The sequence below is a fragment of the Cupriavidus phytohabitans genome (genome assembly GCF_017815025.1).
Lineage (GTDB): Bacteria > Pseudomonadota > Gammaproteobacteria > Burkholderiales > Burkholderiaceae > Cupriavidus.
Genome location: NZ_JAGIQB010000036.1, coordinates 38059 through 63173 on the forward strand (window position 1 = coordinate 38059; position 25115 = coordinate 63173).

At 65.6% G+C, this 25115-nt stretch carries 22 protein-coding genes; 8 read left to right on the top strand and 14 right to left on the bottom strand.

The window, feature by feature from the left end:
- Positions 1–43: 43 nt before the first annotated feature.
- The gene (locus J8I34_RS22985) at positions 44–1789 is read right to left on the bottom strand and encodes an IlvD/Edd family dehydratase (RefSeq protein ID WP_209773480.1); all 1746 of its coding nucleotides are present in this window, start codon (positions 1787–1789) and stop codon (positions 44–46) included.
- Between the two features lie 276 nt (positions 1790–2065).
- Between J8I34_RS22985 and J8I34_RS22990 the strand changes: the two genes are divergently transcribed.
- On the top strand, positions 2066–3022 hold the full coding sequence (locus J8I34_RS22990) for a LysR substrate-binding domain-containing protein (RefSeq protein WP_209773478.1): 957 nt from the start codon (positions 2066–2068) through the stop codon (positions 3020–3022).
- Between the two features lie 13 nt (positions 3023–3035).
- On the opposite strand, the gene J8I34_RS22995 is transcribed toward J8I34_RS22990, so the two are convergent.
- The 5 genes from J8I34_RS22995 to J8I34_RS23015 all read right to left on the bottom strand — a co-directional run bounded on the left by J8I34_RS22995 (position 3036) and on the right by J8I34_RS23015 (position 8071).
- Positions 3036–3602 carry a DUF3016 domain-containing protein gene (locus J8I34_RS22995; RefSeq protein WP_209773475.1) on the bottom strand — a complete coding sequence of 189 codons (567 nt, stop codon included), beginning with the start codon at positions 3600–3602 and terminating at the stop codon, positions 3036–3038.
- Between the two features lie 113 nt (positions 3603–3715).
- Positions 3716–4891 carry an L-rhamnonate dehydratase gene (locus J8I34_RS23000; protein WP_209773472.1) on the bottom strand — a complete coding sequence of 392 codons (1176 nt, stop codon included), beginning with the start codon at positions 4889–4891 and terminating at the stop codon, positions 3716–3718.
- Positions 4892–4981: 90 nt separating this feature from the next.
- Complete coding sequence (locus tag J8I34_RS23005; protein ID WP_209773470.1) at positions 4982–6013, bottom strand: 4-hydroxythreonine-4-phosphate dehydrogenase PdxA; 1032 nt, start codon at positions 6011–6013, stop codon at positions 4982–4984.
- Positions 6014–6035: 22 nt separating this feature from the next.
- Positions 6036–7004, bottom strand: coding sequence for a Bug family tripartite tricarboxylate transporter substrate binding protein (locus tag J8I34_RS23010; protein WP_029048402.1), 969 nt, complete (start codon positions 7002–7004; stop codon positions 6036–6038).
- A 107-nt stretch (positions 7005–7111) separates the two neighbouring features.
- Positions 7112–8071: a LysR substrate-binding domain-containing protein gene (locus J8I34_RS23015; protein ID WP_209773468.1), complete on the bottom strand. Its 960-nt coding sequence runs from the start codon at positions 8069–8071 to the stop codon at positions 7112–7114.
- A 155-nt stretch (positions 8072–8226) separates the two neighbouring features.
- Here J8I34_RS23015 and J8I34_RS23020 point away from each other — a divergent pair, with 155 nt between their 5' ends.
- Entirely contained in the window at positions 8227–9156 is a 930-nt protein-coding gene (locus J8I34_RS23020) for a dihydrodipicolinate synthase family protein (RefSeq protein WP_209773466.1), read from the top strand.
- 179 nt (positions 9157–9335) lie between these two features.
- On the top strand, positions 9336–10910 hold the full coding sequence (locus J8I34_RS23025) for an aldehyde dehydrogenase (NADP(+)) (RefSeq protein WP_209773670.1): 1575 nt from the start codon (positions 9336–9338) through the stop codon (positions 10908–10910).
- A 4-nt stretch (positions 10911–10914) separates the two neighbouring features.
- Here J8I34_RS23025 and J8I34_RS23030 read toward each other — a convergent pair whose 3' ends face one another.
- Together J8I34_RS23030 and J8I34_RS23035 are read right to left on the bottom strand one after the other, a co-directional pair.
- Positions 10915–11841, bottom strand: a complete 927-nt coding sequence (locus J8I34_RS23030; RefSeq protein ID WP_029048406.1) for a LysR family transcriptional regulator — start codon at positions 11839–11841, stop codon at positions 10915–10917.
- Between the two features lie 136 nt (positions 11842–11977).
- The gene (locus J8I34_RS23035) at positions 11978–12466 is read right to left on the bottom strand and encodes a SixA phosphatase family protein (protein ID WP_209773464.1); all 489 of its coding nucleotides are present in this window, start codon (positions 12464–12466) and stop codon (positions 11978–11980) included.
- 174 nt (positions 12467–12640) lie between these two features.
- On the opposite strand from J8I34_RS23035, the gene J8I34_RS23040 reads away from it, so the two are divergent.
- The gene (locus tag J8I34_RS23040; protein WP_209773463.1) at positions 12641–13300 is read left to right on the top strand and encodes a dienelactone hydrolase family protein; all 660 of its coding nucleotides are present in this window, start codon (positions 12641–12643) and stop codon (positions 13298–13300) included.
- A gap of 17 nt (positions 13301–13317) precedes the next feature.
- On the opposite strand, the gene J8I34_RS23045 is transcribed toward J8I34_RS23040, so the two are convergent.
- From J8I34_RS23045 to J8I34_RS23060, 4 genes are all read right to left on the bottom strand, one after another.
- The gene (locus J8I34_RS23045) at positions 13318–14367 is read right to left on the bottom strand and encodes a LysR family transcriptional regulator (RefSeq protein WP_255360119.1); all 1050 of its coding nucleotides are present in this window, start codon (positions 14365–14367) and stop codon (positions 13318–13320) included.
- A gap of 363 nt (positions 14368–14730) precedes the next feature.
- Positions 14731–15966: an MFS transporter gene (locus J8I34_RS23050; RefSeq protein WP_029048409.1), complete on the bottom strand. Its 1236-nt coding sequence runs from the start codon at positions 15964–15966 to the stop codon at positions 14731–14733.
- A complete protein-coding gene (locus J8I34_RS23055; protein ID WP_232232449.1) occupies positions 15963–17225 on the bottom strand; it encodes a radical SAM protein in 1263 nt (420 codons plus the stop codon). Before J8I34_RS23055 ends, J8I34_RS23050 begins: the two co-directional genes overlap by 4 nt.
- A 60-nt stretch (positions 17226–17285) precedes the next feature.
- Positions 17286–17426 carry a hypothetical protein gene (locus J8I34_RS23060; RefSeq protein WP_209773462.1) on the bottom strand — a complete coding sequence of 47 codons (141 nt, stop codon included), beginning with the start codon at positions 17424–17426 and terminating at the stop codon, positions 17286–17288.
- A 470-nt stretch (positions 17427–17896) separates the two neighbouring features.
- Between J8I34_RS23060 and J8I34_RS23065 the strand changes: the two genes are divergently transcribed.
- The gene (locus tag J8I34_RS23065) at positions 17897–18946 is read left to right on the top strand and encodes a phytoene/squalene synthase family protein (RefSeq protein WP_209807088.1); all 1050 of its coding nucleotides are present in this window, start codon (positions 17897–17899) and stop codon (positions 18944–18946) included.
- A 28-nt stretch (positions 18947–18974) separates the two neighbouring features.
- Here the strand turns inward: J8I34_RS23065 and J8I34_RS23070 are convergent, their stop codons facing one another.
- Positions 18975–20153: an FIST signal transduction protein gene (locus tag J8I34_RS23070; protein ID WP_209773458.1), complete on the bottom strand. Its 1179-nt coding sequence runs from the start codon at positions 20151–20153 to the stop codon at positions 18975–18977.
- Positions 20154–20257: 104 nt separating this feature from the next.
- Positions 20258–21256, bottom strand: coding sequence for a tripartite tricarboxylate transporter substrate binding protein (locus tag J8I34_RS23075; protein ID WP_029048413.1), 999 nt, complete (start codon positions 21254–21256; stop codon positions 20258–20260).
- Between the two features lie 186 nt (positions 21257–21442).
- Between J8I34_RS23075 and J8I34_RS23080 the strand changes: the two genes are divergently transcribed.
- The 3 genes from J8I34_RS23080 (at position 21443) to tcuB (ending at position 25101) form a co-directional block, all read left to right on the top strand.
- Positions 21443–22369 carry a LysR family transcriptional regulator gene (locus tag J8I34_RS23080; RefSeq protein WP_029048414.1) on the top strand — a complete coding sequence of 309 codons (927 nt, stop codon included), beginning with the start codon at positions 21443–21445 and terminating at the stop codon, positions 22367–22369.
- Between the two features lie 136 nt (positions 22370–22505).
- Entirely contained in the window at positions 22506–23915 is a 1410-nt protein-coding gene (gene tcuA, locus J8I34_RS23085; protein ID WP_029048415.1) for an FAD-dependent tricarballylate dehydrogenase TcuA, read from the top strand.
- Positions 23902–25101 (top strand): tricarballylate utilization 4Fe-4S protein TcuB, encoded by a 1200-nt coding sequence (gene tcuB, locus J8I34_RS23090; RefSeq protein WP_209807089.1) that lies wholly within the window; start codon positions 23902–23904, stop codon positions 25099–25101. The genes tcuA and tcuB overlap by 14 nt, the downstream gene beginning before the upstream one ends.
- The last annotated feature ends 14 nt before the right edge of the window (positions 25102–25115 follow it).

Consider the following 25115-nt stretch of genomic DNA (forward strand, 5'->3'; position numbering starts at 1 on the left):
CACGCGCCGCCGGGGCCGCGCGCCTTCAATGCAATCGGGTGGATCAGTGCGAGTGGCGCGGCACCTCGCGTCCGCGGCAGCCGACCAGGAAGTCGAGGTCGCAGCCCTCGTCCGCCTGCAGCACGTGGTTGACGTAGAGCTTGCGATAGCCGCCGTCGGCGGGCGCCTGCAGCGGCTGCACGTCGGCCATGCGGCGCTCGAGCTCGGCGGGATCGATATCCAGGTGCAGGCGCCCGGCCTCGCAGTCCAGCTCGATCCAGTCGCCGTCGCGCACGATCGCCAGCGGCCCGCCGGCCGCGGCCTCCGGCGCCACGTGCAGCACCACGGTGCCGTACGCGGTGCCGCTCATGCGCGCATCGGAAATGCGCACCATGTCCTTGATCCCCTGGCGCAGCAGCTTGGGCGGCAGGCCCATGTTGCCGACCTCGGCCATGCCGGGATAGCCGCGCGGGCCGCAGCGCTTGAGGACGAGCACCGAATTCTCGTCGACGTCGAGCGACTCGTCGACGATGCGCTCCTTGTAGTGCTCCAGGTTCTCGAACACCACCGCGCGGCCGCGGTGGCGCAGCAGCCTGGGCGTCGCCGCCGACGGCTTGAGTACCGCGCCGCGCGGCGACAGGTTGCCGCGCAGGATGCGGATGCTGCCGTCACGGATCAGCGGCTGGTCCAGCGGGCGGATGACTTCGTCGTTGGTGCTCGGCGCATCCCTGACGTTGTCCCAGATCGCCTTGCCATTGACGGTCAGCGCGCCCGGATGCGGCAGCAGGCCGCCCTCGCCCATGCGGCGCAGCACCGCGGGCAGGCCGCCGGCGTAGTAAAACTCCTCCATCAGGAAGCGGCCCGACGGCATCAGGTCGACGATGGTGGGCGTGTCGCGCCCCACGTTGCTCCAGTCTTCCAGCTCCAGCGGCACGCCGATGCGCCCGGCGATCGCCTTCAGGTGGATCACGGCGTTGGTCGAGCCGCCGATCGCGGCATTGACACGGATCGCGTTCTCGAACGCCTGGCGCGTCAGGATCTTCGACAGCGTCAGGTCCTCGCGCGCCATCTCCACGATGCGGATGCCGGACATGTGCGCCAGCACGTAGCGGCGCGAATCGACCGCCGGGATCGCCGCGTTATGCGGCAGCGACGTGCCCAGCGCCTCGGCCATGCAGGCCATGGTCGACGCGGTGCCCATGGTGTTGCAGGTGCCGGCCGAACGCGACATGCCGGCTTCGGCCGACAGGAACTGGTGCAGGTTGATCTCGCCCGCCTTCAGCGATTCATGCAGTTGCCAGACCGCGGTGCCCGAGCCGATGTCCTTGCCGTCGAGCTTGCCGTTGAGCATCGGCCCGCCGGTGACGACGATGGCCGGCACGTCGCAGCTTGCCGCGCCCATCAGCAGTGCCGGCGTGGTCTTGTCGCAGCCGGTCAGCAGCACCACCGCATCGATCGGGTTGCCGCGGATCGCTTCTTCCACGTCCATCGCGGCCAGGTTGCGCGTCAGCATGGCGGTCGGGCGCAGGTTCGATTCGCCGTTGGAAAACACCGGGAATTCCACCGGGAAGCCGCCGGCCTCGTACACGCCGCGCTTGACGTGCTCGGCCAGCTTGCGGAAATGCGCGTTGCAGGGGGTGAGTTCCGACCACGTATTGCAGATGCCGATCACCGGGCGGCCATCGAATGCATGGTCTGGGATACCCTGGTTCTTCATCCAGCTGCGATACATGAAGCCGTTCTTGTCAGCGGTGCCGAACCACGCCGTCGAGCGCAGCGGCTTGCGTTGCTTGTCCTTGGAATCCGACATGTTGTTCCTGTGGCAGGTTGTGCAATGCGCCGCCAGCGAAGGCAGCGGTGATGGCAGGGACGACGGATCCGGCGGCTTGGCGGTCATGGCGTCATGGCGTCATGGCGTCATGGCGTCATGGCGTCATGGCAGCTCGCCACGCTGTCTCCGGTCGTTGTTGTTTTGTCGGACGGAGTGTATGCAGCTCGCCGATATGCTACTAATGAAGAGTTCGGCATTTGCGATATCGATATCGGCATTGGTATTTACCCTATGGAAGCCCCCGATCTTTCCCCCATGGCTGTTGCGGCCCCGACGGCACCCTCCTGGCACAACCACACCCGCCTCAAGACGCGCCAGCTGCTGCTATTGCTGGCCGTCGCCGACGAAGGCAGCATCCACCGCGCCGCGGAACGGCTGGCGATGACCCAGCCGGCCGCTTCCAAGCTGCTGCGCGAGCTGGAAGAGATGCTGTCGGTACCGCTGTTCGAGCGCCTGCCGCGTGGCATGGCGCCGACGGACTACGGCCGCGCGATGATCCGGCACGCGCGCGCGGTGATCGGCAGCCTGAACCAGGCGCGCGAGGAAGTGCTGGCGCTGAAGGCGGGCCGGCTCGGCCATGTGGCGATCGGCGCGATCACCTCGCCAGGCGTGCGGCTGCTGCCGCCGGCGATCGCGCGGGTGAAGGCAAGCTATCCGGGATTGCGGGTCTCGGTGGAAATCGACAACAGCAACGTGCTGCTCGACCGGCTCGGGCAGGAAAAGCTGGACATGGTGGTCGCGCGGCTGTTCCCCGAGCACGACAAGGGCCGGCTGCGCTACGAGCCGATGGCGGAAGAGCCGGTCTGCGCCGTGGTGCGGCCCGGTCACCCGATGCTGGCAGCGCCCGCCCTGTCGCTGGCAGACACCACCGAGGCCGCCTGGCTGATCCCGCCGGCCGGCACGGTGCTGCGCCACCGCTTCGAGCTGATGTTCCAGCGCGCCAGCCTGGCGCCGCCGACCAATGTGGTGGAGACCGCCGCGCTGCTGTTCCTGACGCGCATGGTGACGCAGTCAGACATGATCGCGGTGCTGACCGCGGATGTCGCGCAGTACTACGCGGCGTTCGGCATGGTGGAGGTGCTGCCGATGGCCATGCCATGCCATATGGACGACTTCGGCGTGATCACGCCGACCGACCGGCTGATGTCACCCGGCGCGCTGCTGGTCGCGGATGCGCTGCGCGAGACGGCGCTGCGCATCTACGGCCAGTAGTGCCAGCGTCGGATCATCCCTGTCCGGTCTGGCGCGCTGCGATCCGGCGCCTGACGGTCTCATCGAACCAGCGGTCCATCATCGCCTTTTCATAGCGCAGCCTGTCGCTCTGGCTGTAGACGTTGACGCCCATGTTGAAGTTCTGGTCGGAGATGCGCTGCTCGCCGCTGGCGAGCACGGCCCCGTCGCTTCCGCGCAGTTCGTAGCGCAGCGTCATGCGCGGCCAGGTGACGTCGCGCACGATGCGGACGTCATAGGCGCGCACGCGCCATGGCTCGAAATGTCCCGCGAGATCGACATCCAGCACCTCGATGCTCAACGCATAGCCCTGCGGCAGGTAGCGCGCCGCCAGCTCGTCGAAGTGGCGGCGGATATCGTTCATCACCTGCGCGCGCTCGCGGTCGCTGCCGTATGCGCTGCGGTAGGCGGCATCGGTGTAGGTTTCGGGATGGGGGAAGGAAACTGTCAGCGTTCCGGCAGGCGGCGCGGCGAAGGCACTGATGGCACCGATGGCACCGATGGCACACATCAGGCCCATGGGCGCCGCGCAGGCGGCCAGCAGACGGCGGGATCTGGCCATGGCGAACTCCAGGACAAGGGCACTACGCCTCTTGATGCCTCTTGATTGTAGTGCGCCGGCGCCAGTCAGCCAGTTTGCCAGTTTGCCAGTTTGCCAGTTTGCCAGTTTGCCAGTCAGCCGATGATATTGAACTGGCTGAAGTACTCCTCGTTCAACTCCAGCCCCAGTCCCGGCAGGTTGTCGTCAAGCTGCAGGTAGCCGTTGTCCGGCGCCGGGTCGCCCTTGAAGATGTAGTAGAACAGCTCGTTGCCGACCTCGACGTCATGCACCGGGAAGTACTCCGACATCGGCGAAGCGGTCGACGCCATGGTCAGGTGGTAGTTGTGCATCTGCCCCGCGTGCGGGATCACCGGCACCGACCAGGCCTCGGCCATCGCGTTGATCTTCTGCGCCGCGGTGATGCCGCCGACGCGGTTGGTGTCGTACTGGATCACGTCGACGGCGCGACGCTCCAGCAGGTCCTTGAAGCCGTACGAAGTGAACTCGTGCTCGCCGCCGGAGATCGGGAACGGGCTCGCCTTCTTCAGCTCGAGATAGCCTTCGATATCGTCGGCGATCACCGGCTCTTCCAGCCAGCGGGGATTGAACTCCGCCAGGCGCGGCAGCATGCGGCGCGCGTATTCCAGCGTCCAGCCCATGTAGCACTCCAGCATGATGTCGACGCCGTCGCCGACCAGCTCGCGCAGCAATCGCACCTGCTCGATGTTCTTCTGCATGCCGGCGGGGCCGTCCTTGGGGCCGTAGCCGAAGCGCATCTTCATCGCGGTAAAGCCCTGGTCCAGGTAGCCCTGCGCTTCGAACAGGAAGGCATCGCGGTCGTCGTTGTTGTAGAGCTTGGAGGCATAGCACCAGATCTTTTCCTTGGTGCGCCCGCCCAGCAGCTTGAACACCGGCTTGCCCACGGCCTTGCCCATCAGGTCCCACAGCGCGATATCGACCGCCGAGATCGCCGCCATGCCGATGCCCTTGCGGCCCCAGGCGTGGGTGCGGCGGTACATCTTCTGCCACAGGTATTCGTTGTCGAAGGGATCCTGGCCGATCACCACCGGCGCCAGGTACTCGTCGACGATCTGCTTGGCCACGCGCGGGGCCAGCGCGCAGTTGCCGATGCCGACCAGGCCGGTGTCGGTCTCGATCTCGACCACCATCCAGCCGTGAAAGCGGAACGAGCCCATGGCGTCGCCGCGCTCGAACAGGATGTCGGTGGCGTTGGTGCAGAAGTGCGCCTGCGGCGGCACGGTCTTGCCCTTCCATTCAAAGACGCGGGCGCGGACGTTGGTGATCTTCATGTTCAGCTCCTGATGGCAATGCGTTGGCGCGAACGCTCCCCGGCCGCGCCGGGGGCGGTCATGCTGGATCCGGTATGGATGGACGAGTGGCTAGGCGCTTGCGGCGGTGCGTGCGGCGGCGCGCCGTTGCGCACCCATGCGGCAGGCGATCTGGAACGCCTGCTGCGTGGCGCCGGGATCGGCGCGGCCCTGCTGCGTGATATCGAACGCGGTGCCATGCGCCGGCGTGGTGATCGGCACCGGCAGCCCGCCCTGTACCGTCACGCCGCGCGAGAAGCCCATCAGCTTGATGCCGATCTGCCCCTGGTCGTGGTACATGGTGACGATGGCGTCGAACTGCCGCTGCGACGGGCCGCCCTGCACCTTCAGGAAGATGGTGTCGGCCGGGAACGGGCCTTCGGCATTCACGCCTCGCCTGCGCGCCGCAGCGACGGCAGGCGCGATCACGTCGATCTCTTCGCGGCCGAAGGCACCGTTGTCGCCGTTGTGCGGGTTCAGGCCGCACACGGCGATGCGCGGGCTCGCCATGCCGGCGCGGCGCAGCGCCTGGTCGATCAGGTCAATGGCGGCGCCAACGCGTTCCGGCGTGATCATCCCCGGCACGTCCTTGAGCGCCACGTGCGAGGTGACGCGCGAGGTCCACAGGCCGTCGAGCACGTTGAATTCGCAGAAATTGCCGTGGTAGCCGAGTTGCTCGGCAAACCAGTGCAGCTCGTCGCTGTGGTCCATGCCCGCGGCGTGCAGCGAGCTCTTATTGAGCGGCCCGAACAGGATCGAGTCTGCCTGGCCCGACTGCGCCAGCTCCAGCGCCAGCGACAGCGTGCCCAGGCTGTAGCGGCCGCCCTCGGCGCTGGACGCGCCGCGGGGATACGCGGGCTTGCCGTCCAGTTCCCAGTGGTAGAGGCGCGGCGCGCCTTGCGCGAACGCGAGGGTATCGGTCTCGGCCAGCGCCAGCTCGACGCCCGCCACCTGCATGCCGCGGCGCCATTCGTCGCGGTCGGCGATCAGCAGGATGTCGGCCTGTTCGCTGGTGGCCGGGTCGGCCAGCAGGCGCGCGATCAGTTCGGGGCCAATGCCGGCGGGGTCGCCCAGCACCATCGCGATTCGTGGACGTGATGTCATGAAATTCTCTAGAGATACGGGCTTAGTCGACCTTGACGCCAAGCTCTGCAATCAGCTTGCCATAGCGCGCGTACTCGGCGCGCGAGAAGGCATCGAACTGCGCCGCGGTCAGCGTGCCGGGTACGGCACCCACGTCGGCCAGCTTGCGCACGGTATCCGGATCCTTGATGACGGTCGACAGCGCGGTGCCCAGCTTCTGCAGCGTGGCGGGCGGCGTGCCGGCCGGCGCATAGACGCCGTACCAGGCATTCATCTGGACGCCTGGCACGCCAGCCTCGGCCAGTGTCGGCACGTTCGGCAGCAGCGCCGAGCGCTTGTCCGCGGTCACCGCCAGCGCGCGCAGCTTGCCGGCCTTGATATGGTTGATCACCGACGGCATGGTCTCGAAGCTCATGTCCACCTGGCCGCCCATCAGGTCGACCAGCGCGCTGCTGCTGCTCTTGTACGGCACGTGCAGCAGCTTGCCCTGGATCTGGCGCGCAAACGCGGCGCCGGCCAGGTGCTGGGTGCTGCCGACGCCGGACGAGCTGTAGCGGAACTTGTCCGGGCTGGCCTTGATCTCGGCGACCAGCGCCTTGACGTCGCGCGCCTGCACCTGGTTGTTGACCACCAGCACATTGGGCACCGACGACACCAGCGCCACCGGCGCCAGGTCCTTGAGCGGGTCGAACTGCAGCTTGAGCAGGTGCGGCGCGATCGCCTGCGAAGTCACCACGCCCATCAGCAGCGTGTTGCCATCCGGCGCGGCCTTGGCGGTGATGTCCGCGGCGATCGTATTGGACGCGCCGGGGCGGTTGTCGACCACGACGGGCTGCTTCAACTGCGCGGCGAGCTTGTCGGAGACGATGCGCGCCATCACGTCGGTGCCGCCGCCAGGCGCGGCGCCCACCATCAGACGCACCGGCCGGGTGTCCTGCGCCCAGGCGCTGGTCGTCACTGCAGCGGCCACCGTGGCCAGGCCGGCAAGTGCGCCGGCAATCCTTGTCTTCATCGCTGTCTCCGATTTGCTGTCCGGCTCTGGTGGCGCGGATGAGCAGACTATATGGGCATCAGCGATTCGCCACTACTGACGTTTTTTGAACTGGCGATCACCTGGGGTTATACCTTGGGTGATACCGCTTCGGCCACTTTCCCCGCCTGCGCTTTCAGGATCGCCACCAGCTGCCGCGCCGAAGCCGACAATGCGCCGCCGCGCCGCGTGACGATGCCGAAAGTCTGCTGGCGCGATTGCAGGTGCACGGGCAGGATGCGCAGCATCTTCTGGCGCACGAACAGCTCCGCCACACTGGCCGGCAGCAGCGACACCAGCCCGGCATCGCGCTGGAGCATCGCCACGGTGATCAGCGCCGACGACGTGGAAATGGCATTGGCGGGGAAGCTGACGCCGGCATGGTCCAGTTCGCGCTGCAGCAGCGCATGCATCGGCATGTGCCCCGCGTAAGTGATCCAGCGATAACCAGCAAGGTCGGCGAAGTCCATCGCCCGCATCCGGGGCGCGGGGTGCAGGTGCCCAACCACCACGGACACCTGCTCGTCGCCGAGCGGGTGATAGTGGTACTTGCCGGGTTCGTCGCTGACCAGCGAGCGGCCGAGCACGAGGTCGAGATGGCCGTCGTCGAGCTGGCCGAGCAGGCGCAGGCTGGTGTCCTCGATGATCTCGAGCGCCAGGTCCGGATGCGCCTGCCGCAACTGCTCGAGCGCCGGCACCAGCACACCCGGCACCGCTCCCATGATCACGCCGACGGCGACACGCCCGCCGCTTCCCGCGCGGATGCCGGCCACCTCCTCGCACATCGCACCCAGGTCCGCCACCAGTTGCCGTGCATGGCGGATCACGCAGTGGCCGAAAGCGTTGGGGCGCATGCCGCGTTTGGAGCGTTCGAATAGCGGCGCTTCCAGCATGCCTTCCAGTTCCTGCAGCGACTTGCTGGCAGCCGACTGGGTCATTGCCATCGCGGCCGCGGCCTGGTGCAGGGACTGGTGCTCGTCCAGCGCGATCAGCAGTTGCAGCTGCTTCATGCGCAGGCGGCCGGTGAGGGTGTCCAGGGTGGATTTCATGCTGGGACGTGTGAGTCGCAAAAGCGATCACAAGATGGAAAGGTTTCAATATACAGCCCCACTGCCCTGCTCGTATATTGGCCCGACCTGATTGACTGCCCCGATTGACAACTCACAACCCGCGCTGGCCGCGTGCCAGCCGCAAGGAGGAGACCATGACCCGATCCCAGGCGCCCGTCTACCGCGGCGTATTCCCGGTCGCGCCGACCATTTTCGACGACCAAGGCGGCCTCGACCTCGACGGCCAGCGCCGCTGCATCGACTTCATGATCGACGCCGGATCGCACGGCATCTGCATCCTGGCCAACTTCTCCGAGCAGTTCGTGCTGAGCGATGACGAGCGCAGCTTGCTGATGAAGACCGTGCTGGAACACGTGGACGGCCGCGTGCCGGTGATCGTCACCACCACGCATTTCAGCTCGCGCCTCTGCGCCGAGCGCAGCCGCGCCGCGCAGGACGCCGGCGCCGCCATGGTGATGGTGATGCCGCCCTACCACGGCGCCACCATCCGTGTGCCTGAGCGCAGTATCTATGAGTTCTTCGCCACGGTCTCCGCAGCCATCGACATCCCCATCATGATCCAGGACGCGCCGGTCAGCGGCACCACGCTGTCCGCCCCCTTCCTGGCCCGCATGGCGCGCGAGCTGGCCAATGTCTCGTACTTCAAGATCGAAGTGCCGCAGGCCGCGGCCAAGCTGCGCGAGCTGATCGAGCTGGGCGGCGATGCCATCGTCGGCCCGTGGGACGGCGAAGAGGCCATCACGCTGATGGCAGATCTGGAAGCTGGCGCCACCGGCGCGATGACCGGTGCGGGCTTCCCGGACGGCATCCGCCAGATCCTGGATGCGTGGCAGGCCGGCGATGCCGAGCTGGCGGCGCAGCGCTACCAGCAGTGGCTGCCGCTGATCAACTACGAGAACCGGCAAGGGTGGCTGGCAACCAGCAAGGTGTTGATGAAGGAAGGCGGGGTGATTGCGTCGGACGCGGTAAGGCATCCGCTGCAGCCGATGCATCCGGCCACGCGCGAGGGATTGCTGAAGGTGGCGCGGCGAGTGGATCCGCTGGTGTTGCGGTGGGGGCGGTGAAAGCGCGCATTGATTGGCAGCGCCTCGCATCGAGAAGCGCTTGCCCTCACCCCCGGCCCCTCTCCCGCTTGCGGGAGAGCGGCCGGGGTGAGGGCCGGAGCCTCCACGAAGTCGCGACATTTCGCCATGGGACTACTCCTGCAAACGCCATGACCAACCACTCTTTCCCAAGTTCCACCATGACCCTCACCGGCAACCTCCTGATCGGCCGCCAGTCCATCCGCGGCACCCACGGCACCCTGCACGCCATCGATGCCGCCACCGGCGCCACGCTCGAACCCGCGTTCGGCGGCGCCACGCCGGCACAGCTCGACCAAGCCTGCGCGCTGGCATGGCAAGCCTTCGACACCTATCGCGAGATCGCGCCCGCGCGGCGCGCCGATTTCCTCGAAACCATCGCCGGCAACATCCTGGCGCTGGGCGACGCGCTCATCGAACGCTGCGCCAGCGAATCGGGCCTGCCGCGCGCGCGCATTGAAGGCGAGCGCGGGCGCACCGTGGGCCAGCTGCGGCTGTTCGCCGGCATGCTGCGCCAGGGCGACTTCCTGGAGTTGCGCGTCGACCCGGCCCAGCCCGAACGCCTGCCGCTGCCGCGCCCCGACCTGCGCCTGCGCCATATCCCGCTGGGCCCGGTCGCCGTATTCGGCGCCAGCAACTTCCCGCTGGCGTTCTCGGTCGCCGGCGGCGATACCGCATCCGCACTGGCCGCGGGCTGTCCCGTGATCGTCAAGGCGCATCCGGCACACCCCGGCACCTCCGAACTGGTCGGCCGCGCCATCCAGAAGGCCGTGGCCGACCTTGATCTTCCGGAAGGCACCTTCTCCCTCCTCTTCGACACCGGGCTGGAGATCGGGCAGGGGCTGGTGGCGGATAGGCGCATCAAGGCGGTTGGCTTCACCGGCTCGCGCGCCGGCGGCCAGGCGCTGATGGCGATCGCCGCGGCGCGCCCGGAGCCGATTCCCGTGTATGCGGAGATGAGCAGCATCAATCCGGTGCTGCTGTTCCCCCATGCGCTGGCCAGCCGCGCGCAAGCCATTGGCACGGCGTTCGCCAGCTCGCTGACGCTGGGCGCCGGACAGTTCTGCACCAATCCCGGACTGGTTCTGGCGATGGAAAGCGCAGGCCTAGATCAGTTTCTGGAAGCAGCGGCGGCAAGCCTGGCGGACATCGGCGCACAAAGCATGCTGACCGCCGGCATCCTGCGTGCCTACTGCAACGGCGTCGGCACGCTCGCGCAGCATCCGCAGATACAGCTGGTGGCGCGCGGCAAGGCAGGCAGTGCGCTGCAAGGGCAGGCGGCGCTGTTCAGCACCAGCGCCGAGGCTTTCCTGGCCGACGAGACGCTGCGCCACGAAATCTTCGGCGCATCATCGCTGGTCGTGCGCTGCCGCGATACGGCGGAAATGCGGCGCGTGGTCGAAGCGCTGGAGGGCCAGCTTACCGCTGCGCTGCATATCGACCCCGCCGACCATGACGCCGCGCGCACGCTGCTGCCCGCGCTAGAGCGCCTGGCGGGCCGCATCCTGGTCAATGGCTTTGGCACCGGCGTGGAAGTCGGACACGCCATGGTCCACGGCGGCCCCTGGCCGGCCACGTCGGATGGCCGCTCGACCTCGGTCGGCAGCCTCGCGATCGCGCGCTTCGTACGGCCGGTCAGCTACCAGGACATGCCGGCGGACCTGCTGCCCGCTTCGCTGCGCCCCGACAGCGAGCAGCGCCACCTCTGGCGCCTTGACGGCAAGCTGCAGCGTTAGCCCACTAGCGCACCAGCGCCCGCAGCATATCGATCAGCAGGCTCATCGATGCGGTCGGCGGGCGCCCGCGCCGCGTGACGATGCCGTACGGCCCCAGCTTGCGCGGCAGTGGCAGCGGCAGCACCGCCAGCGCGCCGAGGCGGCCGTAATACGCCGCTACCGACTCCGGCAGCACCGCGATCAGCTCGCTGTCGGCCAGCAGCGACGTGGTCATCAGCACCGCCGCGGTCTCGATGGTAGACGGCGGCGCCGGCACGCCGGCATCCTCGAAAGAGCGGTCGATCAGCGCGCGCATCGGGCTGGGCCGTGGCTGCATGATCCACGGGTGGCGGGTCAGTTCCGCGAACGACAGCTTGCGCCGCCGCGCCAGCGGGTGCTGCGGCCCGACCACGATCGCCAGGCCCTCGTCGCCAAGCTGCTCGAACTCCAGGCCGCTGCTGTCCCAGCCATCGGGCACGCGGCCCAGCACGATATCGAGCTGGTCGCGCTCCAGCAGCGGCACCAGCAGGTCGCTGGTCTCCACCTGCACCGCCACCTCCAGCCGCGGATGATCGCGGTTCAGCCGCCGGATCACCTCTGCCAGCAGGCCCGGCGTCGGCGCCATCACCGCGCCGACCCGCACGCGCCCGATCTTGCCGGACTCAAGCGCCACCAGCTCATCGCGCAAGCCATCCATGTCGGCAAACACCAGCCGGGCATAGCGCGTGGCCGCCATCCCGAAGCGCGTCGCGCGCAGCCCGCGCGCATGGCGCTCGAACAACGGCACGCCCAGCAGGTCTTCCATGTCCTGCAACATCTTGCTGACGGCGGGCTGCGTCAACGTCAAGGCTTCGGCCGCCTGCCGCAGCGAGCCGCGCTCCTCCACCGCCAGCAGCAGGCGCAGGTGCTGCATTTTCAGGCGGCCGTGGAGGGTGCTGACTGGTGGGATCATGGGTTGGGACGACGGGCAGAGAAGCATGAAGGCAGGCTTTCGCCTGCGATCACAAATTCTTATCGCTTCGCCCCGGATGGTCAAGCCGGAGATATCGCTGCAAGATATTGCTGCAATGCCCGCGCCCGACCTTCGACTACGACTTCTTGGGCGAATCCAGCGAGACTTTCGCCGGGGTGATGTCCCCGACATCCGCCCACGCCTTGGTGTCGAAACGGAATCTGGCGACGGCACAGGTCGGCATGTCGGTGATCTCGCCCGACAGGCGCTGCGCGAAGTCAGTGAATTCGGGGTTGTGACCGAACAACATCACGCTGCCAAGCTTCTTGTCGAGCGCACGGACGACAGCCAGCAGCTCATCCGCACTGCTGGCGTACAGCCGGTCATCGATCGCGATGTCCTTGCGGGCATAGCCGAGTTCGTCGGCGATCAGGTGCGCCGTGGCCAGCGCGCGCACGGCCGGACTCGACACGAGCAGGTCCGGCTTTACCTTGCGCTCGGCCAGGCGCTTGCCCATTTCCGGGGCATCGCGCTGCCCCCGATCGTCCAGCGGACGCTCGCGGTCTGGCAAGGACGGGTCATCGCGGCTTGACTTGGCGTGGCGGACGAGAAACAGGGTCTTCATGGCCTCTCCTGATGCATCGGGATGTTGGTCGCTGGTGGATTGCCTGACGATTCCGCGCGTCAGCGGACCAGCAGAGGGCGGCTGGCCTCGCCGCTACGCTCGCCCTATAGTGGACTGCGATGGGGCCGATTGCAACGCGGGCTGCGTCGAAGTCCCATCCTCCGGAGGGCGGCCATGCGCAGCAGCAGTGCAGATGCCATCGAAGTTGTCATCCCCGCGGGTGGCGTGGAGTTGCAAGGCATACTCACCGTGCCGCCAGGCGCAGGCGCCCTGGTATTGTTTGCGCACGGCACCGGCAGTTCCCGGCATAGCCCGCGCAATCGGTATGTGGCCGCCGAACTCAACCACTGCGGCATGGGAACGCTGTTGATGGACCTGCTCATGCCGGAGGAAGACCAGGTGCAGGCTATCCGCTTCGACGTCGGGCTGCTGGCCACACGGCTGGCACAGGCAACCGACTGGGCGGTGCGGCAGCCAGGCGTGCCGTCGCGGTTGGGCTACTTCGGCGCCAGCATCGGTGCCGCGGCGTCGATCCGTGCCGCCAGCCAGTCGCCGATCCCGATACACGCCATCGTTTCACGAGGCGGCAGGGTCGACCTGGCGGGCGCCGACGCCCTGGCGAATCTGCTTGCGCCCACCATGCTGATCATCGGCGGGCTGGATGTGAGCGTCATTGAACGCAACGAGTTCGCCTTTGCCCAGCTCAAGTGCCAGAAGAAGCTGGTGATCGTTCCCGGCGCCTCCCATTTATTCGAGGAGCCCGGCACACTGGAATCGGTCGCCCGCCTGGCGATGCAGTGGTTCGAGCGCCATCTCTGCAAGGCATCGTCCTGAGCGGCGTCTGCGGAGGCTTATCGCTCCACCCGCTTGGCTATTCCTGCGTGACTCGCGGATCCAGCGCCTGCCCCATGCGTAGCGCGGATGCAAGCAGCAATTTCCCGCCTGGCTGTTGCCAGAAGCTTCTGCACGAGATCGGGGACGGGTTCCGTAACGTGCACTGCCCCAAGAGGGGCGAGCCCGGCCGGCATTTTTACTTGCAGTTGGCACACGCGCCCGCCAGCCAACACGCCTGCCGATATGCTGCGCGGTATCAACGCCACTGATCCCGGCAACTGCAGGAAAGTCTCGAGCACAGGCAGCGACACGGATGAAAGGGGGAGCAATTTTGCATCGGGCAATGCGTTCAGCACGACGCTATCAAATACGTCCCGCAAGTGAACGCCGGCCGAGGGCAATACCCAGTTCGCTCCCTGAAGTGCTTGAATGGGAAATGCGGATCGCTTGCGCAGTGGGTGCGAGGACGAAGCGACAATCATGACTTCATCGTCCAGTACCGGCTCGAAGTGCAGCGCTTTGTGCAATAGCGGCGGCATCCTGCAAAACACAACATCCAGGCTGCCCGCACTCAGCAACGATATCAGACGCTCGCTACGGTCCTCCTGCAATTCAATGCGGACTTCTGGGTGATCTTGATGAAAAGTACTCAATACCGAGGCCGTCAACGCGTAGGAAGCAGCGGGAATGGAGCCGATGCGCAGGGCCATCGTATTGCCATGCCGGCTCGCGGCCAGAAATTCCGCGGATTGCTGAAGCCGCACTATGACTTCGCGCACGTGGGAAATGAAGTTGCGGCCGCTCTCTGTTGGCCTTATCCCACGCGCGTGGCGCTCGAATAGCCTAATACCCAACACCGACTCGAGCTGAGCGAGCGCTTGTGATGCAGCTGACTGGCTCATGCAAACTTCCTTTGCAGCGCGGGCGATACAGCCGCAATCGGCGACCATAACCAGCAGTTGTAGCTGACGCAGACGCCCCTGCCTGATCAGGCGCCCATAGAGGACTCTTGCGAGCGCGGGGCCTGTGGCGCCTGCCGGTCCAGACGTTGCTATGGCAACCGGCAAGTATGGATTTTTCGACCGAATCACGAGAAAGAACTCGCGGTGCGGCGCTTGCCAACGAAGGCAGGAAACAGCACGACCATACGCCAACCTCCGTCCGACATAAGCATTACCACGAAATCCATCCCGACAAGCCCCACGCCATGGGGCGAGCAAGGCATGGCGTACAGGGAACGGCGGGAAGCCGTTACAGTTCCAGCATGCGATACCCTGCGCAATGATCCACCTCAATCTTGTCCAGCCAGTCCAGGACAGTGCGGGAGGACTGCCCGCGCCGCCCTAGGCAGAATCAACGGACGCAGATATGCGTTAGCCACAGGCTCAGGGCATCAGATTCGCCTTTGTCGTTTGGCCGATGCTGTTGCATCAATTTAGCAAATTGGGCTGGACGTCCGATTTCCCTAGTTTCAGATGCAGTAACAATGCCACAGCAATGCACAGTCCCGCGTTGTATGCGGCAATTACCAAAAAGGCATCAGTGAGCTGTAGTAGCACACCAGCCGCAAACAGCCCGGTTGGAAAGGCAGATCCAACGATCAACGCTTGCACCCCTAACAGGCGGCCATATGAATCGCGCGGTACCCGCGTCATCAGCAGCGCATCCGCCGCGCTTCCGGAAAACGCGACGCTGGCTCCGATCACGAGCAAGGCAATGTTAAGGCCCGGATATCGCCAGGCACTTGGCAGCTCCGCTGAAACACAGATCAGCAAGAAGCCGCAACCGGTCATCACGGCCAATGACGGAAGATGGCACCGCCTCAGCTTTGCATAACTCAACGCACCGCCAACGGCCCCCGCGCCCAGGCAGGACTCCGAAAATCCGAGATACGCGCTATTGGCCCCATCGATGGCTGCGACAAAGAGCGGCATGATGACGACCAGCGGCGATAGCACAAAATTAAGGATCGCTGTAAAACCAAGGGCGAAAACCAGGGTGTGATCGCGTTTGTAAAAGGCAACGGCCACCGCGATGCGCTCCGTCAAGGGCAACGCCTTCTGGTCCGCGGAACCCGAAGCTGGCGACATATCCAATGACCAGATTACCCAGGCACTGACCAGTAGAATGCCGCAACTCACCAGCGTCGCGTAAGCGGGCTTCAACGCAATCAGCAACAGACCACCAAACAGTGGGACGACCAGCTTGCTCAGATAGCCCGCACTGCGTGAGAGGCCCGCGGCCAAGTTCTCCCTCTCGCCATGAAGCAGATCCTTGATCAGAATCTGTCGGGAAATAGAAAAACCAGTGACCGCCGTCCCCAAACCAATCTCAGAAGGAATCAATAGCCACAGCGGCAGTAACCGCGCCAAAACCGCGATCGTCCCCAGCAAGATTGCGGTACCTGCAAGCAGGCAGAACATGCAGGCAACCCGTGCTCCCATTCTTTGAACCACGCCATTGAATGGGATGCCACTGAAAATTCGAGCCACTGCACCGCCTCCTATGACTAGCGGAAGCAGAGACGCGAATTCCGTGAGTTGCGCAAGGAACCACGTGATCGTGAAGGTCTGCAGAATTGTGGCGCACGGCACGAGGAACCCTACTGCCGCCAGCCCCAAAAACGCCTTGGGCAGACCTTGCGTTTCTGTATGCTGAAGGGTCATGTTGGCAGCCCCAGGACGGTTCGCGTCAATGCAGCGCCACGCTGCCCCAGTGACATCAAGTAGAAGACATTGTCGCGAATGTCGTCACAAACAGAAAACTCCTTTGCGGACCTGAGGTCTCCTGTCGCCAGATCGGCATAGTCTGCGCGAGGACAATAGTGAGAGACCGGGCATGCCTTGCATGCCGGCGGTTCTTCCAGCAGCGCCTGGTATTTGCATAATCTATCGAATCCATAGTCGCCAGTCGCGATGTCCCCGAAATGGTACTCAGGAAATTCAAAAAGATTGTCCTGCGGGCATATGCGGCCATCGTGATTGATATGGAATTGCACGCGAGGCAAGATCCCTGCATCCCGGGTATAGATCAGCTTTAGATAACGAGCAAGGGGTGACGATTGCACGAAAGGGCCCAGCTTGGGATCATGCTCGACGGCCGCCACCAGCTTTTCAGTAATCATTCTCGTCGTTACCTTGTTCAACAATTTCATGCGGGCCGCCGATCCTGTCATGCTCAATGGTGAATATAAGAACTGTGTTGCCCCCAGTTTTCGCACGAAATAAATGGTATCAACGAAAGATGGAAAATTATGTACCCCGATCACGGCCTTGATAGAGATGAGGGCGCCCATTCTCGCCATGTATCGTACATTTGACACGACTTGATCAAAGCTCCTGGGTCGAAAATGATCGTGCACCTCTCGTATATGCGAATCTAGCGAAATGCGCCACTCGACACCGCCATCCTTGTACAACTCTGAAAACGCTTCCGACTGGAATTTTCTCGTATTGGCCGCGTTGGTCGACACCCGGACCAGCAGCCCTCTTTCCCTGGCGTACCCGAGAATCTTCTCGAAATCCTTGTTTATGGTTGGCTCACCACCGAATAGTTGAAGCGTCCTTGGTGGATTGCTCATTTCACCACCCAGGCAGATGATGTAATTAATGAAGTCTTTAACCTCGGAGTATTCCAGGTCGAACTTCCCGCGGCGCATGCTGCTCGGCGCCTCTATGTAGCAGTGAGGGCACGTCAAGTTGCAGCGGTTGGTAAGCTTGACGACCGGATACAGTGCCAGATGCTCCTTTTTCGCCAACTTGGATGTCTTCGAGATTCTTTCCAGGGAACGCATCAAAGCCGGATCGTTAGCCGCTAGCAAGCTTTCAAGTTCTACTGCTTTTTCTTTTCTTACCCTCATCCATGTTTGTGGAATTTTTGTTACGTATATCGCCGCGCCATAAGTGTTTTCTTTGAAAAATTTCATGTCATCCACCTTTCGAGAACGGCAAGGTGGACCATTTCCACCTCGCCTCACTCATCGCGCTCAATATTGGATGGCTTCTCCCCACATGGCGCGTTCCGGATCATGACCCGAATCCCATTCGACCTCGAAGACAAAGTCTTCGACGTCGAAGCTGGTTTGCGAGTCAATCGTCGCGGAGGTACTGCATGGTTTATCGATCATTTCGAACTCCTTGGTTAGCTGAGAAATGGGCAATTCCACACCGCCCAGCTTCAGTCTAGGAACGCGCGATCCTGGTACCAGCCACTTTTACCTGCGAGCTAACGGCGCAATCGATATCTCATCCTAAGGTTCAGCTTCTGATCGAGGAACAAAAATATCTAACCAGCCTCCCAATGAGTGCCAGGCCAGGTCACAGTGATAAATCGGGGTAGAGGAATGTCGAGGCTAGCATCTGAAGGGATCAACGCAGCGCCGGTTTCACGCCGCCTGGTTGCAGACATTGCCGAAGCACATGCAGCCTCGTCCGCAAACTTGTCTCGTCCGGTCAATCAATTAACGGGAAGCGCTGCGCCACAGCCAAGCCGCTCCAGTGGGCGCCTCGCATCCATGTCGAAGGTACAATGTCCGCGCCCGCCTGCTGCCAACCAGGCCTATCTCTCCGCCAACCGCTTAAGAACAGGTCACCACCCATGCGCGACACCAGCCGGGCGTTTCTCCTCGGTCCGCTGCTCAAAGGCGTCTCGCGTTCGTTCTACCTGACGCTGCGCGTGCTGCCCGCGCGCATGCGCGATCCGGTAGCCCTTGCCTATCTGATCGCACGCGCTGCGGACACCATTGCCGATACCGCGCTGATCGCGCCGGAAAGCCGGCTGGCGTTGCTGTTATCGTTGCGTGACCAGGTCAACGGCAACACGGATGGCGCGGCGTCGGCGCTCCGCATCGCGACGGAGATGGCTCACCACCAGAAGCACCCGGATGAGCGGATCCTGCTCGAGTCGCTCGATTCCGCGCTGGCGGTGCTCACGCAGCTGGAACCGGCTGACCGGCAAGCGGTAAGGCAGATCGTCTCCACCCTCAGCGAAGGCATGGAGTTCGACCTGCGCACGTTCCCCGACGAGCGCGCCGGCCGCATCGTGGCACTCCCCGACCTGGCGGCGCTGGACCACTACACCTACATGGTCGCCGGATGCGTCGGCGAATTCTGGACCCACATGACCGCGATGCACGTGCCGGGTGCGATCAATGGCGACCTCGGCGCCATGCTGCGCAGCGGGATCCGCTTCGGCAAGGCCCTGCAGATGACCAATGTGCTGCGCGACTGCGGCAAGGACCTGCGCATCGGCCGCTGCTACTTGCCGGCGTCGCTGCTGGAACAACATGGGCTGACGCCGCAGGATTTGCTGCTGCCAGACGCTTCGGTGCGCGCGCATGCCCTGATGCGTTCGCTGGCCGCCATGACGCTGGCGCATTTCCATGAAGCCATGGCCTACACGCTGGCCATCCCGCGGCGCTTCGTCCGGCTGCGGCTGGCGTGCCTGTGGCCGATCCTGATCGGCATGGAAACCTTGCTGCTGCTGGTGCGCAACGAGCACTGGCTGGACCCGGCCAGGGCCTCGAAGATGCCGCGCCGCGAGGTCTACCGCATGGTTGCGTCTTCGCTGCCGATGGTCTGGTCGAACGGCTTGCTGCGCAGCTGGTTTGCGCGCCAGGTGCGCAGCATCGAAGCCGTCATCGGCTGACTTGGTCCCTGCCCGGTCGCCAGCCTGTTCAATGGCTGGTGAATACCGTCAGCACGCCGGTATAGCCATAGAGGTGATCCCGCGCGATCTCGCCGCCCGCAAAGAAGCCCGCCAGCGGCAGGTCGCCCAGCGCCCCGCGCACAGTCTGCAGTTCGGCATGCGGCGCGCCGAAATGCGGCCCGCCCCGGCCTGAGCAGCTGATGTAGAGCGCGCCACGCGCGTGGCCGCCGCCTTGCTCGATGTCCCTGCGGATTTCCGTGGCGATGCGTTCCAGGTCCGCGCGCGCCGCGGCGGCGTTGCGCATGCAGAACGCCAGCCGCATGCCCGGCGCGACCTGGTCGGCAAGCGCGAGAACGCGATGCTGCACATCCAGGCCGATCAGGTGGCGCACCAACGTATCCGAGCCGAACCTGCCCGGCTGCACCGGCGCATCGTCGGTGGCGGCGTTCAAACCCGCAAGCGTTCCCGACAACGCTTCGGCCATCGCTTCCACGGGTGCGTCGCGCTCGACGCCCAGGTCTTGCAGCACGCAATCCAGCGCGGGCTTGCCGTCCAGTGCGAACAGCAGGTTGTGTTCGCTGCGCGTCACCGCGCGTGCCGGCCCGATCGGCTGGCAGCCCTGCGTGACGCGGGAGACGAGTTCGACTTCCGGACCAAACAGCACGCCGGACAGTCCGCCGGAATACACGCCGTCGGCAATATGCAGGGTACGGTTGCGTGCCGAGCTCAGTCCGCCGAACAGGTAACCGGTGGCGGTGCGCGCGCTCAGTTCGTGCAGTAGCTCCTGCACATCAGGTGTGCTGCCTTCGGCATGCACGAGCGCGGTATGCGGGACAAAGCCCGATGACGCCGCCGGCAAGGGCTGGCGCCCCGAGAACAGCCGGAAGCTGCCGCGCGGGAACGGCGCCGCCAGCAGCGCCATTGCCGGCTGGTCGAAGTATTCCACGCCGCTCGCCGACACGCCGAGGCCAACCGTGCCGACCCACGACACCCCGGGCCAGTTCTGCTGCAACGCGGCGAGGATCGCCTCCGCAGCGAGCGCGTAGTAATCGCTGATATAGCACCAGCCGAGCGTCAGCGGCGGCGCATGGTCCAGCCGCGCCTGGCGCAGCAGGTCCTGCGTGTCCAGTTGGCGCTGGCAGTCGGCCAGCGCAACCTGCCACTCGGTATGCGCGGCGTCAGCGTGAACAAAGGTCAGGTCATGCATGGCTTGCCTCCGGGTCCAGGCTGGCGTCATACCATTGGACTCCGGCGGGCAGTGGGTGTTCAGGTCGCCGCGCAAGTCCACGCATCGACGCGCATGTTCCATGCTTATTCCGCCTTGGCCCCCGACTCGCGCGCGACCTTGACCCACTTGTCGGTCTCGGCGCGGATAAATGCCGCGAGCTGCGGCGGCGTCATGTCGCCCGCGGTCACGCCCTGCTCTTCGAAGCGCTTCTGCACGTCCGGCGCCTTCAGCAGCTTGCCGAGTTCCGCCGACACACGCTGCCCGATCGCCGCCGGCGTGCCGCGCGGCGCCATCAGCGCGAACCACGTGGTGACTTCATAGCCTTTGACGCCGCTCTCGGACAGCGTCGGCACGCCCGGATAGGCGCCGGAGCGCTTTGCGGTGGTGACGGCCAGCGCCTTGACCTTGCCGCTGCGCACGTGCTGCGAGGCCGACGGGCTGGTCTCGATCGCCATCTGGATCTGGCCGGCGATCAGGTCGGTCATCATCGGCGCGCCGCCCTTGTACGGCACATGTGCGATATCGGTTCCGGTGAGCGAGCGGAACAGCTCGCCGGACATGTGCTCGGTGCTGCCGATGCCAGCGGAGCCGTAGTTGACCTTGCCGGGGTGCGCCTTGATATAGGCGATCAGCTCCGGCACCGACCGCGCCGGGATGGCGGGGTTGACCACCAGCACGTTGGGCGTCAGCGCCACCAGCCCCACGGGGTCGAGGTCGCGCGTGAACTCGTACGGCAGGCTCTTGTAGATCGCCGGCGCCATGGTGTGCGCCACGGTGGCGAGCAGGAAGGTATAGCCGTCGGGCTGCGCACGCGCGACGTTGGCCGCGCCAATGGTGCCGCCGGCGCCGGGACGGTTGTCGATCACCACGGGCTGCTGCAGCGCCTCGCCCAGCTTCTGGCCGACGGTGCGCGCGAGGATGTCGGTGGTGCCGCCGCTGGCGAAGGGCACCACCAGCGTGATTGGCCTGGCCGGCCAGCTGTCGGCGGCGAATGCGGTGGTGATGGCGGCGGGATTGGCCAGCACGGCGCCGGCGGCCAGCGCCGCCAGCACGCCGCGGCGGATGCGCGAAACGGAAGGCATGCAGTCTCCTTTGCGGGAAGTCATGTTGTTATGGGACGGCGGGCAGGCGCCCGCTTCTGGTGGTGCGACTCTACGCAGCCGCGGTGGCGCGCGCCATCGGGCGGGCGTTAAGGGGTCTTCAGGATTCGTGAACCGCGACGGGTTTTCCGCTACCATGCCGCCAATTTGCGGCAGCGGGGACGCGACATGGAACTGAGGCAACTGCGCTACTTCGTCAGCGTGATCGAGCATGGCAGCATGGGCAAGGCGGCGCTGGAGCTGGGCGTGGTCACCTCCGCGCTGAGCCAGCAGATCAGCCGGCTGGAAAGCGAGCTGTCGACGCGGCTGCTGCAGCGCACCTCGACCGGCGTGGTCGCCACCGATGCCGGCCTTGCCTTCTGGCGCCAGGCCCAGCTGGCGCTGCGCCATATCGACGACGCCGCGCTCGCGGCGCGCCAGGCGCGATTGTCTGGCCACGTCAGCGTGGGGCTGCCGCCCAGCACGGCAGGCGTGCTGGCGCTGCCATTCATGCAGGCCATGCGCGAGCGCTACCCCGACGTGCGGCTGCGCATGGTGGAGAGCCTGTCCGGCTATCTCGGCGCCATGCTGAGCGCGCGCCAGATCGACCTGGCGGTGCTGTTCAGCGAGGAGCCGGCCCAGCGCTGGAGCGTGCTGCCGCTGCTCGACGAGCGCCTGTTCGTGATCGGCGCCGAGGGGCTGGCCGGGATGCCGCGCGGCGCAAGCACCTCGGTGGCAGCGCTGGGCAAGCTGCCGCTGATCCTGCCCAGCGGCTCACACGGCTTGCGCGCGCTGGTCGCCGCCTGCTTCCGGCAGGCAAAGCGCGAGCCGCAGGTGGTGGCCGAGATCGATGGCCTGGCCATCCTGATGGATGCCGTGCGGGGTGGCCTGGGCGCCACCATCCAGCCCGGCGCGGCGCTGGCGCGCAGCCAGGGCACGGCCTACCGCAGCGTGCTGCTTGCCGACGCCGGCGCGACCCGCCCCAACCTGCTGGTGAGCCTGTCCGACGATGAGCTATCCCCGGCGGGGCTGGCCGCGCGCGTGGTGCTGGCCGACGTGGCCGCCACGCTGGTGCGCGAAGGGCGCTGGCCGGGCGCTACCCTGCGGCCGCGCTGATCCCTTCAACGCCGAGCGACGTTGAGCGCCGGGGCTTCACGAAAGCTGAAGCCCCCTTGCCTCGCCCCTGATGGCGGCGTCGCGCCTTGCCGGCCAAGATGGCGCCAGCAAGGAGACAATGCCGATGGTCGACGTATTGGTGGATGTATTAATAATTGGCGGCGGCAACGCGGCCCTGTGCGCGGCGCTGATGGCGCGCGAAGCCGGGGCCTCGGTGCTGCTGCTCGAATCCGCGCCGCGCGCCTGGCGCGGCGGCAATTCCCAGCACACCCGCAACCTGCGCTGCATGCACGACGCGCCGCAAGACGTGCTGGTCGATGCCTATCCCGAAGAAGAGTACTGGCAGGACCTGCTCAAGGTCACCGGCGGCATCACCGACGAGCACCTGGCGCGGCTGGTGATCCGCGCCTCGTCCACCTGCCGGCCGTGGATGCGCAGGCATGGCGTGCGCTTCCAGCCGCCGCTGTCGGGCGCGCTGCACGTGGCCCGCACCAACGCCTTCTTCATGGGCGGCGGCAAGGCACTGGTCAATGCGTATTACCGCAGCGCGGAAGCGATGGGCGTGCAGATCCGCTATGAAACCCCGGTCGACGCGATCGAGATGGATGGCAACCGCTTCGTCGCCGCGCGCAGCGGTGACCAACGCTTTACCGCGCGGGCCTGCGTGCTGGCAGCGGGCGGCTTCGAGTCGAACCGCGAATGGCTGCGCGAGGCCTGGGGCCAGAACGAGCGCGGCGAATGGCCCGCCGACAACTTCCTGATCCGCGGCACGCGCTTCAACCAGGGCGTGCTGCTGCGGCACATGATCGAATCCGGCGCCGATGCCATCGGCGACCCTTCGCAATCGCACTGCGTTGCCATCGACGCGCGCGCGCCCTTGTATGACGGCGGCATCTGCACGCGCATCGACTGCGTGTCGCTGGGCATCGTCGTCAACCGCGACGGCGAGCGCTTCTATGACGAGGGCGAGGACTTCTGGCCCAAGCGCTACGCGATCTGGGGCCGGCTGGTAGCGCAGCAGCCGGGGCAGATCGGCTATTCGATCATCGACAGCAAGGCCATCGGCCGCTTCATGCCGCCGGTGTTCCCCGGCGAGAAGGCCGACACGCTGCCTGAACTCGCGCGCAAGCTCGGGCTGCCGGAGGCGCAGTTCTTGCGCACCGTGCAGGACTACAACGCGGCGTGCCGAGCCGGCACGTTCGACCATACCGCGCTGGACGATTGCCATACCGAAGGTCTGGCCCCGGCCAAGACGCACTGGGCACGGCCGCTCGACCAGGCGCCGTTCTACGGCTACGCGCTGCGGCCGGGCATCACCTTTACTTACCTGGGGCTCAAGGTCAATGAGCGCGCCCAGGTGCACTTTGGCGGCAAGCCGAGCGGGAATCTGTTCGTGGCGGGGGAAATGATGGCTGGCAACGTGCTGGGCAAGGGGTATACGGCCGGGGTCGGCATGTCGATCGGCACCGCTTTCGGGCGCATTGCCGGCACGCAAGCCGCACTTGCGGCTGGCATCAGGTCGGGAGCGATCCATGCAGAAGCTTGAAGCCCTGGCGCGCGAAGCCGTGGAACTGGCAGGCGAACAAGCTGTCGCCAGGCACGGCAATGCCCGCGTGATCCGCGTGCTGCCGCTGACCGGCAACGAGGCCGAGGTCGCGCGGCAGATGCAGATCTGCAATGCCTGCCGCTATTGCGAAGGGTTTTGCGCGGTGTTCCCGGCGATGACGCGGCGGCTTGAGTTCGGCAAGGCCGATGTCAACTATCTGGCGAACCTGTGCCACAACTGTGGGGGGTGCTACCACGCTTGCCAGTATGCGCCGCCGCATGACTTCGGCGTGAATGTGCCGCAGGCGATGGCCAGGGTGCGCCTGGAGACGTACAGCGAATATGCGTGGCCGGCGCCGCTGGGCAAGCTGTACCAGCGCAACGGCCTGACGGTGTCGGTGGCGCTGGCGATCGGGCTGGCGCTGTTCCTGGTGCTGGCCGTGACGGTCGGCGGAGCCCTGTGGCGCGCGCATGCGGGTGGGAATTTCTACGCAGTGTTTCCCCACAACACGCTGGCTGCGATGTTTGGTGCGGTGTTCGGGTTTTCAGTGCTCGCGCTTGGCGTTGGCGTACGGCGGTTCTGGCGCGATGTGTCGGCCGGAACCGCCTCGGCGCCCGCCGTGGCCGAGGCGGCGAAGAACGTGCTGGCGCTGACCTATCTGGACGGCGGGCATGGCGACGGCTGCAATGAGGCGAGCGATCGCTTTACGCTGGCGCGGCGGCGGTTCCACCATTTCACCTTCTATGGCTTCATGCTGTGCTTTGCGTCGACGATGGTGGCGACGGCTTACCACTACCTGCTGGGATGGCATGCGCCATATCCGCTGCCAAGCCTGCCCGTTATGTTGGGCACTGCCGGCGGTATCGGGCTGTTGATCGGACCGGCCGGCTTGCTGTGGCTGAACTTGCGGCGGCATCCCATGCATGGCGATGTGCGGCAGCGGCCGATGGATCGGGGATTCATTGCGTTGCTGTTGTTGACCAGCGGGACGGGATTAGGCTTGCTGGCTGGCCGTGAGACTGCCGCGATGCCGTTGCTGCTGGCGGTTCACCTGGGGGTCGTGATGGCATTGTTCGCGACACTGCCGTATGGGAAATTTGCGCACGGGATTTATCGGAGTGCCGCGCTGGTTAAGGCGGCGGTGGAGAGGCGCAAGGGGAAGGGAGTGCAGCTCGGAGGGGACTGATTGCTGGTGGCTGC

What these genes read in the sequence shown, in the direction of transcription:
- J8I34_RS22990 (WP_209773478.1), top strand. Translation starts at nt 2,066, where the DNA reads ATGGCTGTTGCGGCCCCGACGGCACCCTCCTGGCACAACCACACCCGC.
- J8I34_RS23015 (WP_209773468.1), bottom strand. Translation starts at nt 8,071, where the DNA reads ATGAAATCCACCCTGGACACCCTCACCGGCCGCCTGCGCATGAAGCAG.
- J8I34_RS23005 (WP_209773470.1), bottom strand. Translation starts at nt 6,013, where the DNA reads ATGACATCACGTCCACGAATCGCGATGGTGCTGGGCGACCCCGCCGGC.
- J8I34_RS22995 (WP_209773475.1), bottom strand. Translation starts at nt 3,602, where the DNA reads ATGGCCAGATCCCGCCGTCTGCTGGCCGCCTGCGCGGCGCCCATGGGC.
- J8I34_RS23020 (WP_209773466.1), top strand. Translation starts at nt 8,227, where the DNA reads ATGACCCGATCCCAGGCGCCCGTCTACCGCGGCGTATTCCCGGTCGCG.
- J8I34_RS23000 (WP_209773472.1), bottom strand. Translation starts at nt 4,891, where the DNA reads ATGAAGATCACCAACGTCCGCGCCCGCGTCTTTGAATGGAAGGGCAAG.
- J8I34_RS23030 (WP_029048406.1), bottom strand. Translation starts at nt 11,841, where the DNA reads ATGATCCCACCAGTCAGCACCCTCCACGGCCGCCTGAAAATGCAGCAC.
- J8I34_RS22985 (WP_209773480.1), bottom strand. Translation starts at nt 1,789, where the DNA reads ATGTCGGATTCCAAGGACAAGCAACGCAAGCCGCTGCGCTCGACGGCG.
- J8I34_RS23080 (WP_029048414.1), top strand. Translation starts at nt 21,443, where the DNA reads ATGGAACTGAGGCAACTGCGCTACTTCGTCAGCGTGATCGAGCATGGC.
- J8I34_RS23070 (WP_209773458.1), bottom strand. Translation starts at nt 20,153, where the DNA reads ATGCATGACCTGACCTTTGTTCACGCTGACGCCGCGCATACCGAGTGG.
- J8I34_RS23050 (WP_029048409.1), bottom strand. Translation starts at nt 15,966, where the DNA reads ATGACCCTTCAGCATACAGAAACGCAAGGTCTGCCCAAGGCGTTTTTG.
- J8I34_RS23025 (WP_209773670.1), top strand. Translation starts at nt 9,336, where the DNA reads ATGACCCTCACCGGCAACCTCCTGATCGGCCGCCAGTCCATCCGCGGC.
- J8I34_RS23040 (WP_209773463.1), top strand. Translation starts at nt 12,641, where the DNA reads ATGCGCAGCAGCAGTGCAGATGCCATCGAAGTTGTCATCCCCGCGGGT.
- tcuB (WP_209807089.1), top strand. Translation starts at nt 23,902, where the DNA reads ATGCAGAAGCTTGAAGCCCTGGCGCGCGAAGCCGTGGAACTGGCAGGC.
- J8I34_RS23035 (WP_209773464.1), bottom strand. Translation starts at nt 12,466, where the DNA reads ATGAAGACCCTGTTTCTCGTCCGCCACGCCAAGTCAAGCCGCGATGAC.
- J8I34_RS23060 (WP_209773462.1), bottom strand. Translation starts at nt 17,426, where the DNA reads ATGATCGATAAACCATGCAGTACCTCCGCGACGATTGACTCGCAAACC.
- J8I34_RS23010 (WP_029048402.1), bottom strand. Translation starts at nt 7,004, where the DNA reads ATGAAGACAAGGATTGCCGGCGCACTTGCCGGCCTGGCCACGGTGGCC.
- J8I34_RS23055 (WP_232232449.1), bottom strand. Translation starts at nt 17,225, where the DNA reads ATGAAATTTTTCAAAGAAAACACTTATGGCGCGGCGATATACGTAACA.
- J8I34_RS23075 (WP_029048413.1), bottom strand. Translation starts at nt 21,256, where the DNA reads ATGCCTTCCGTTTCGCGCATCCGCCGCGGCGTGCTGGCGGCGCTGGCC.
- J8I34_RS23065 (WP_209807088.1), top strand. Translation starts at nt 17,897, where the DNA reads ATGCGCGACACCAGCCGGGCGTTTCTCCTCGGTCCGCTGCTCAAAGGC.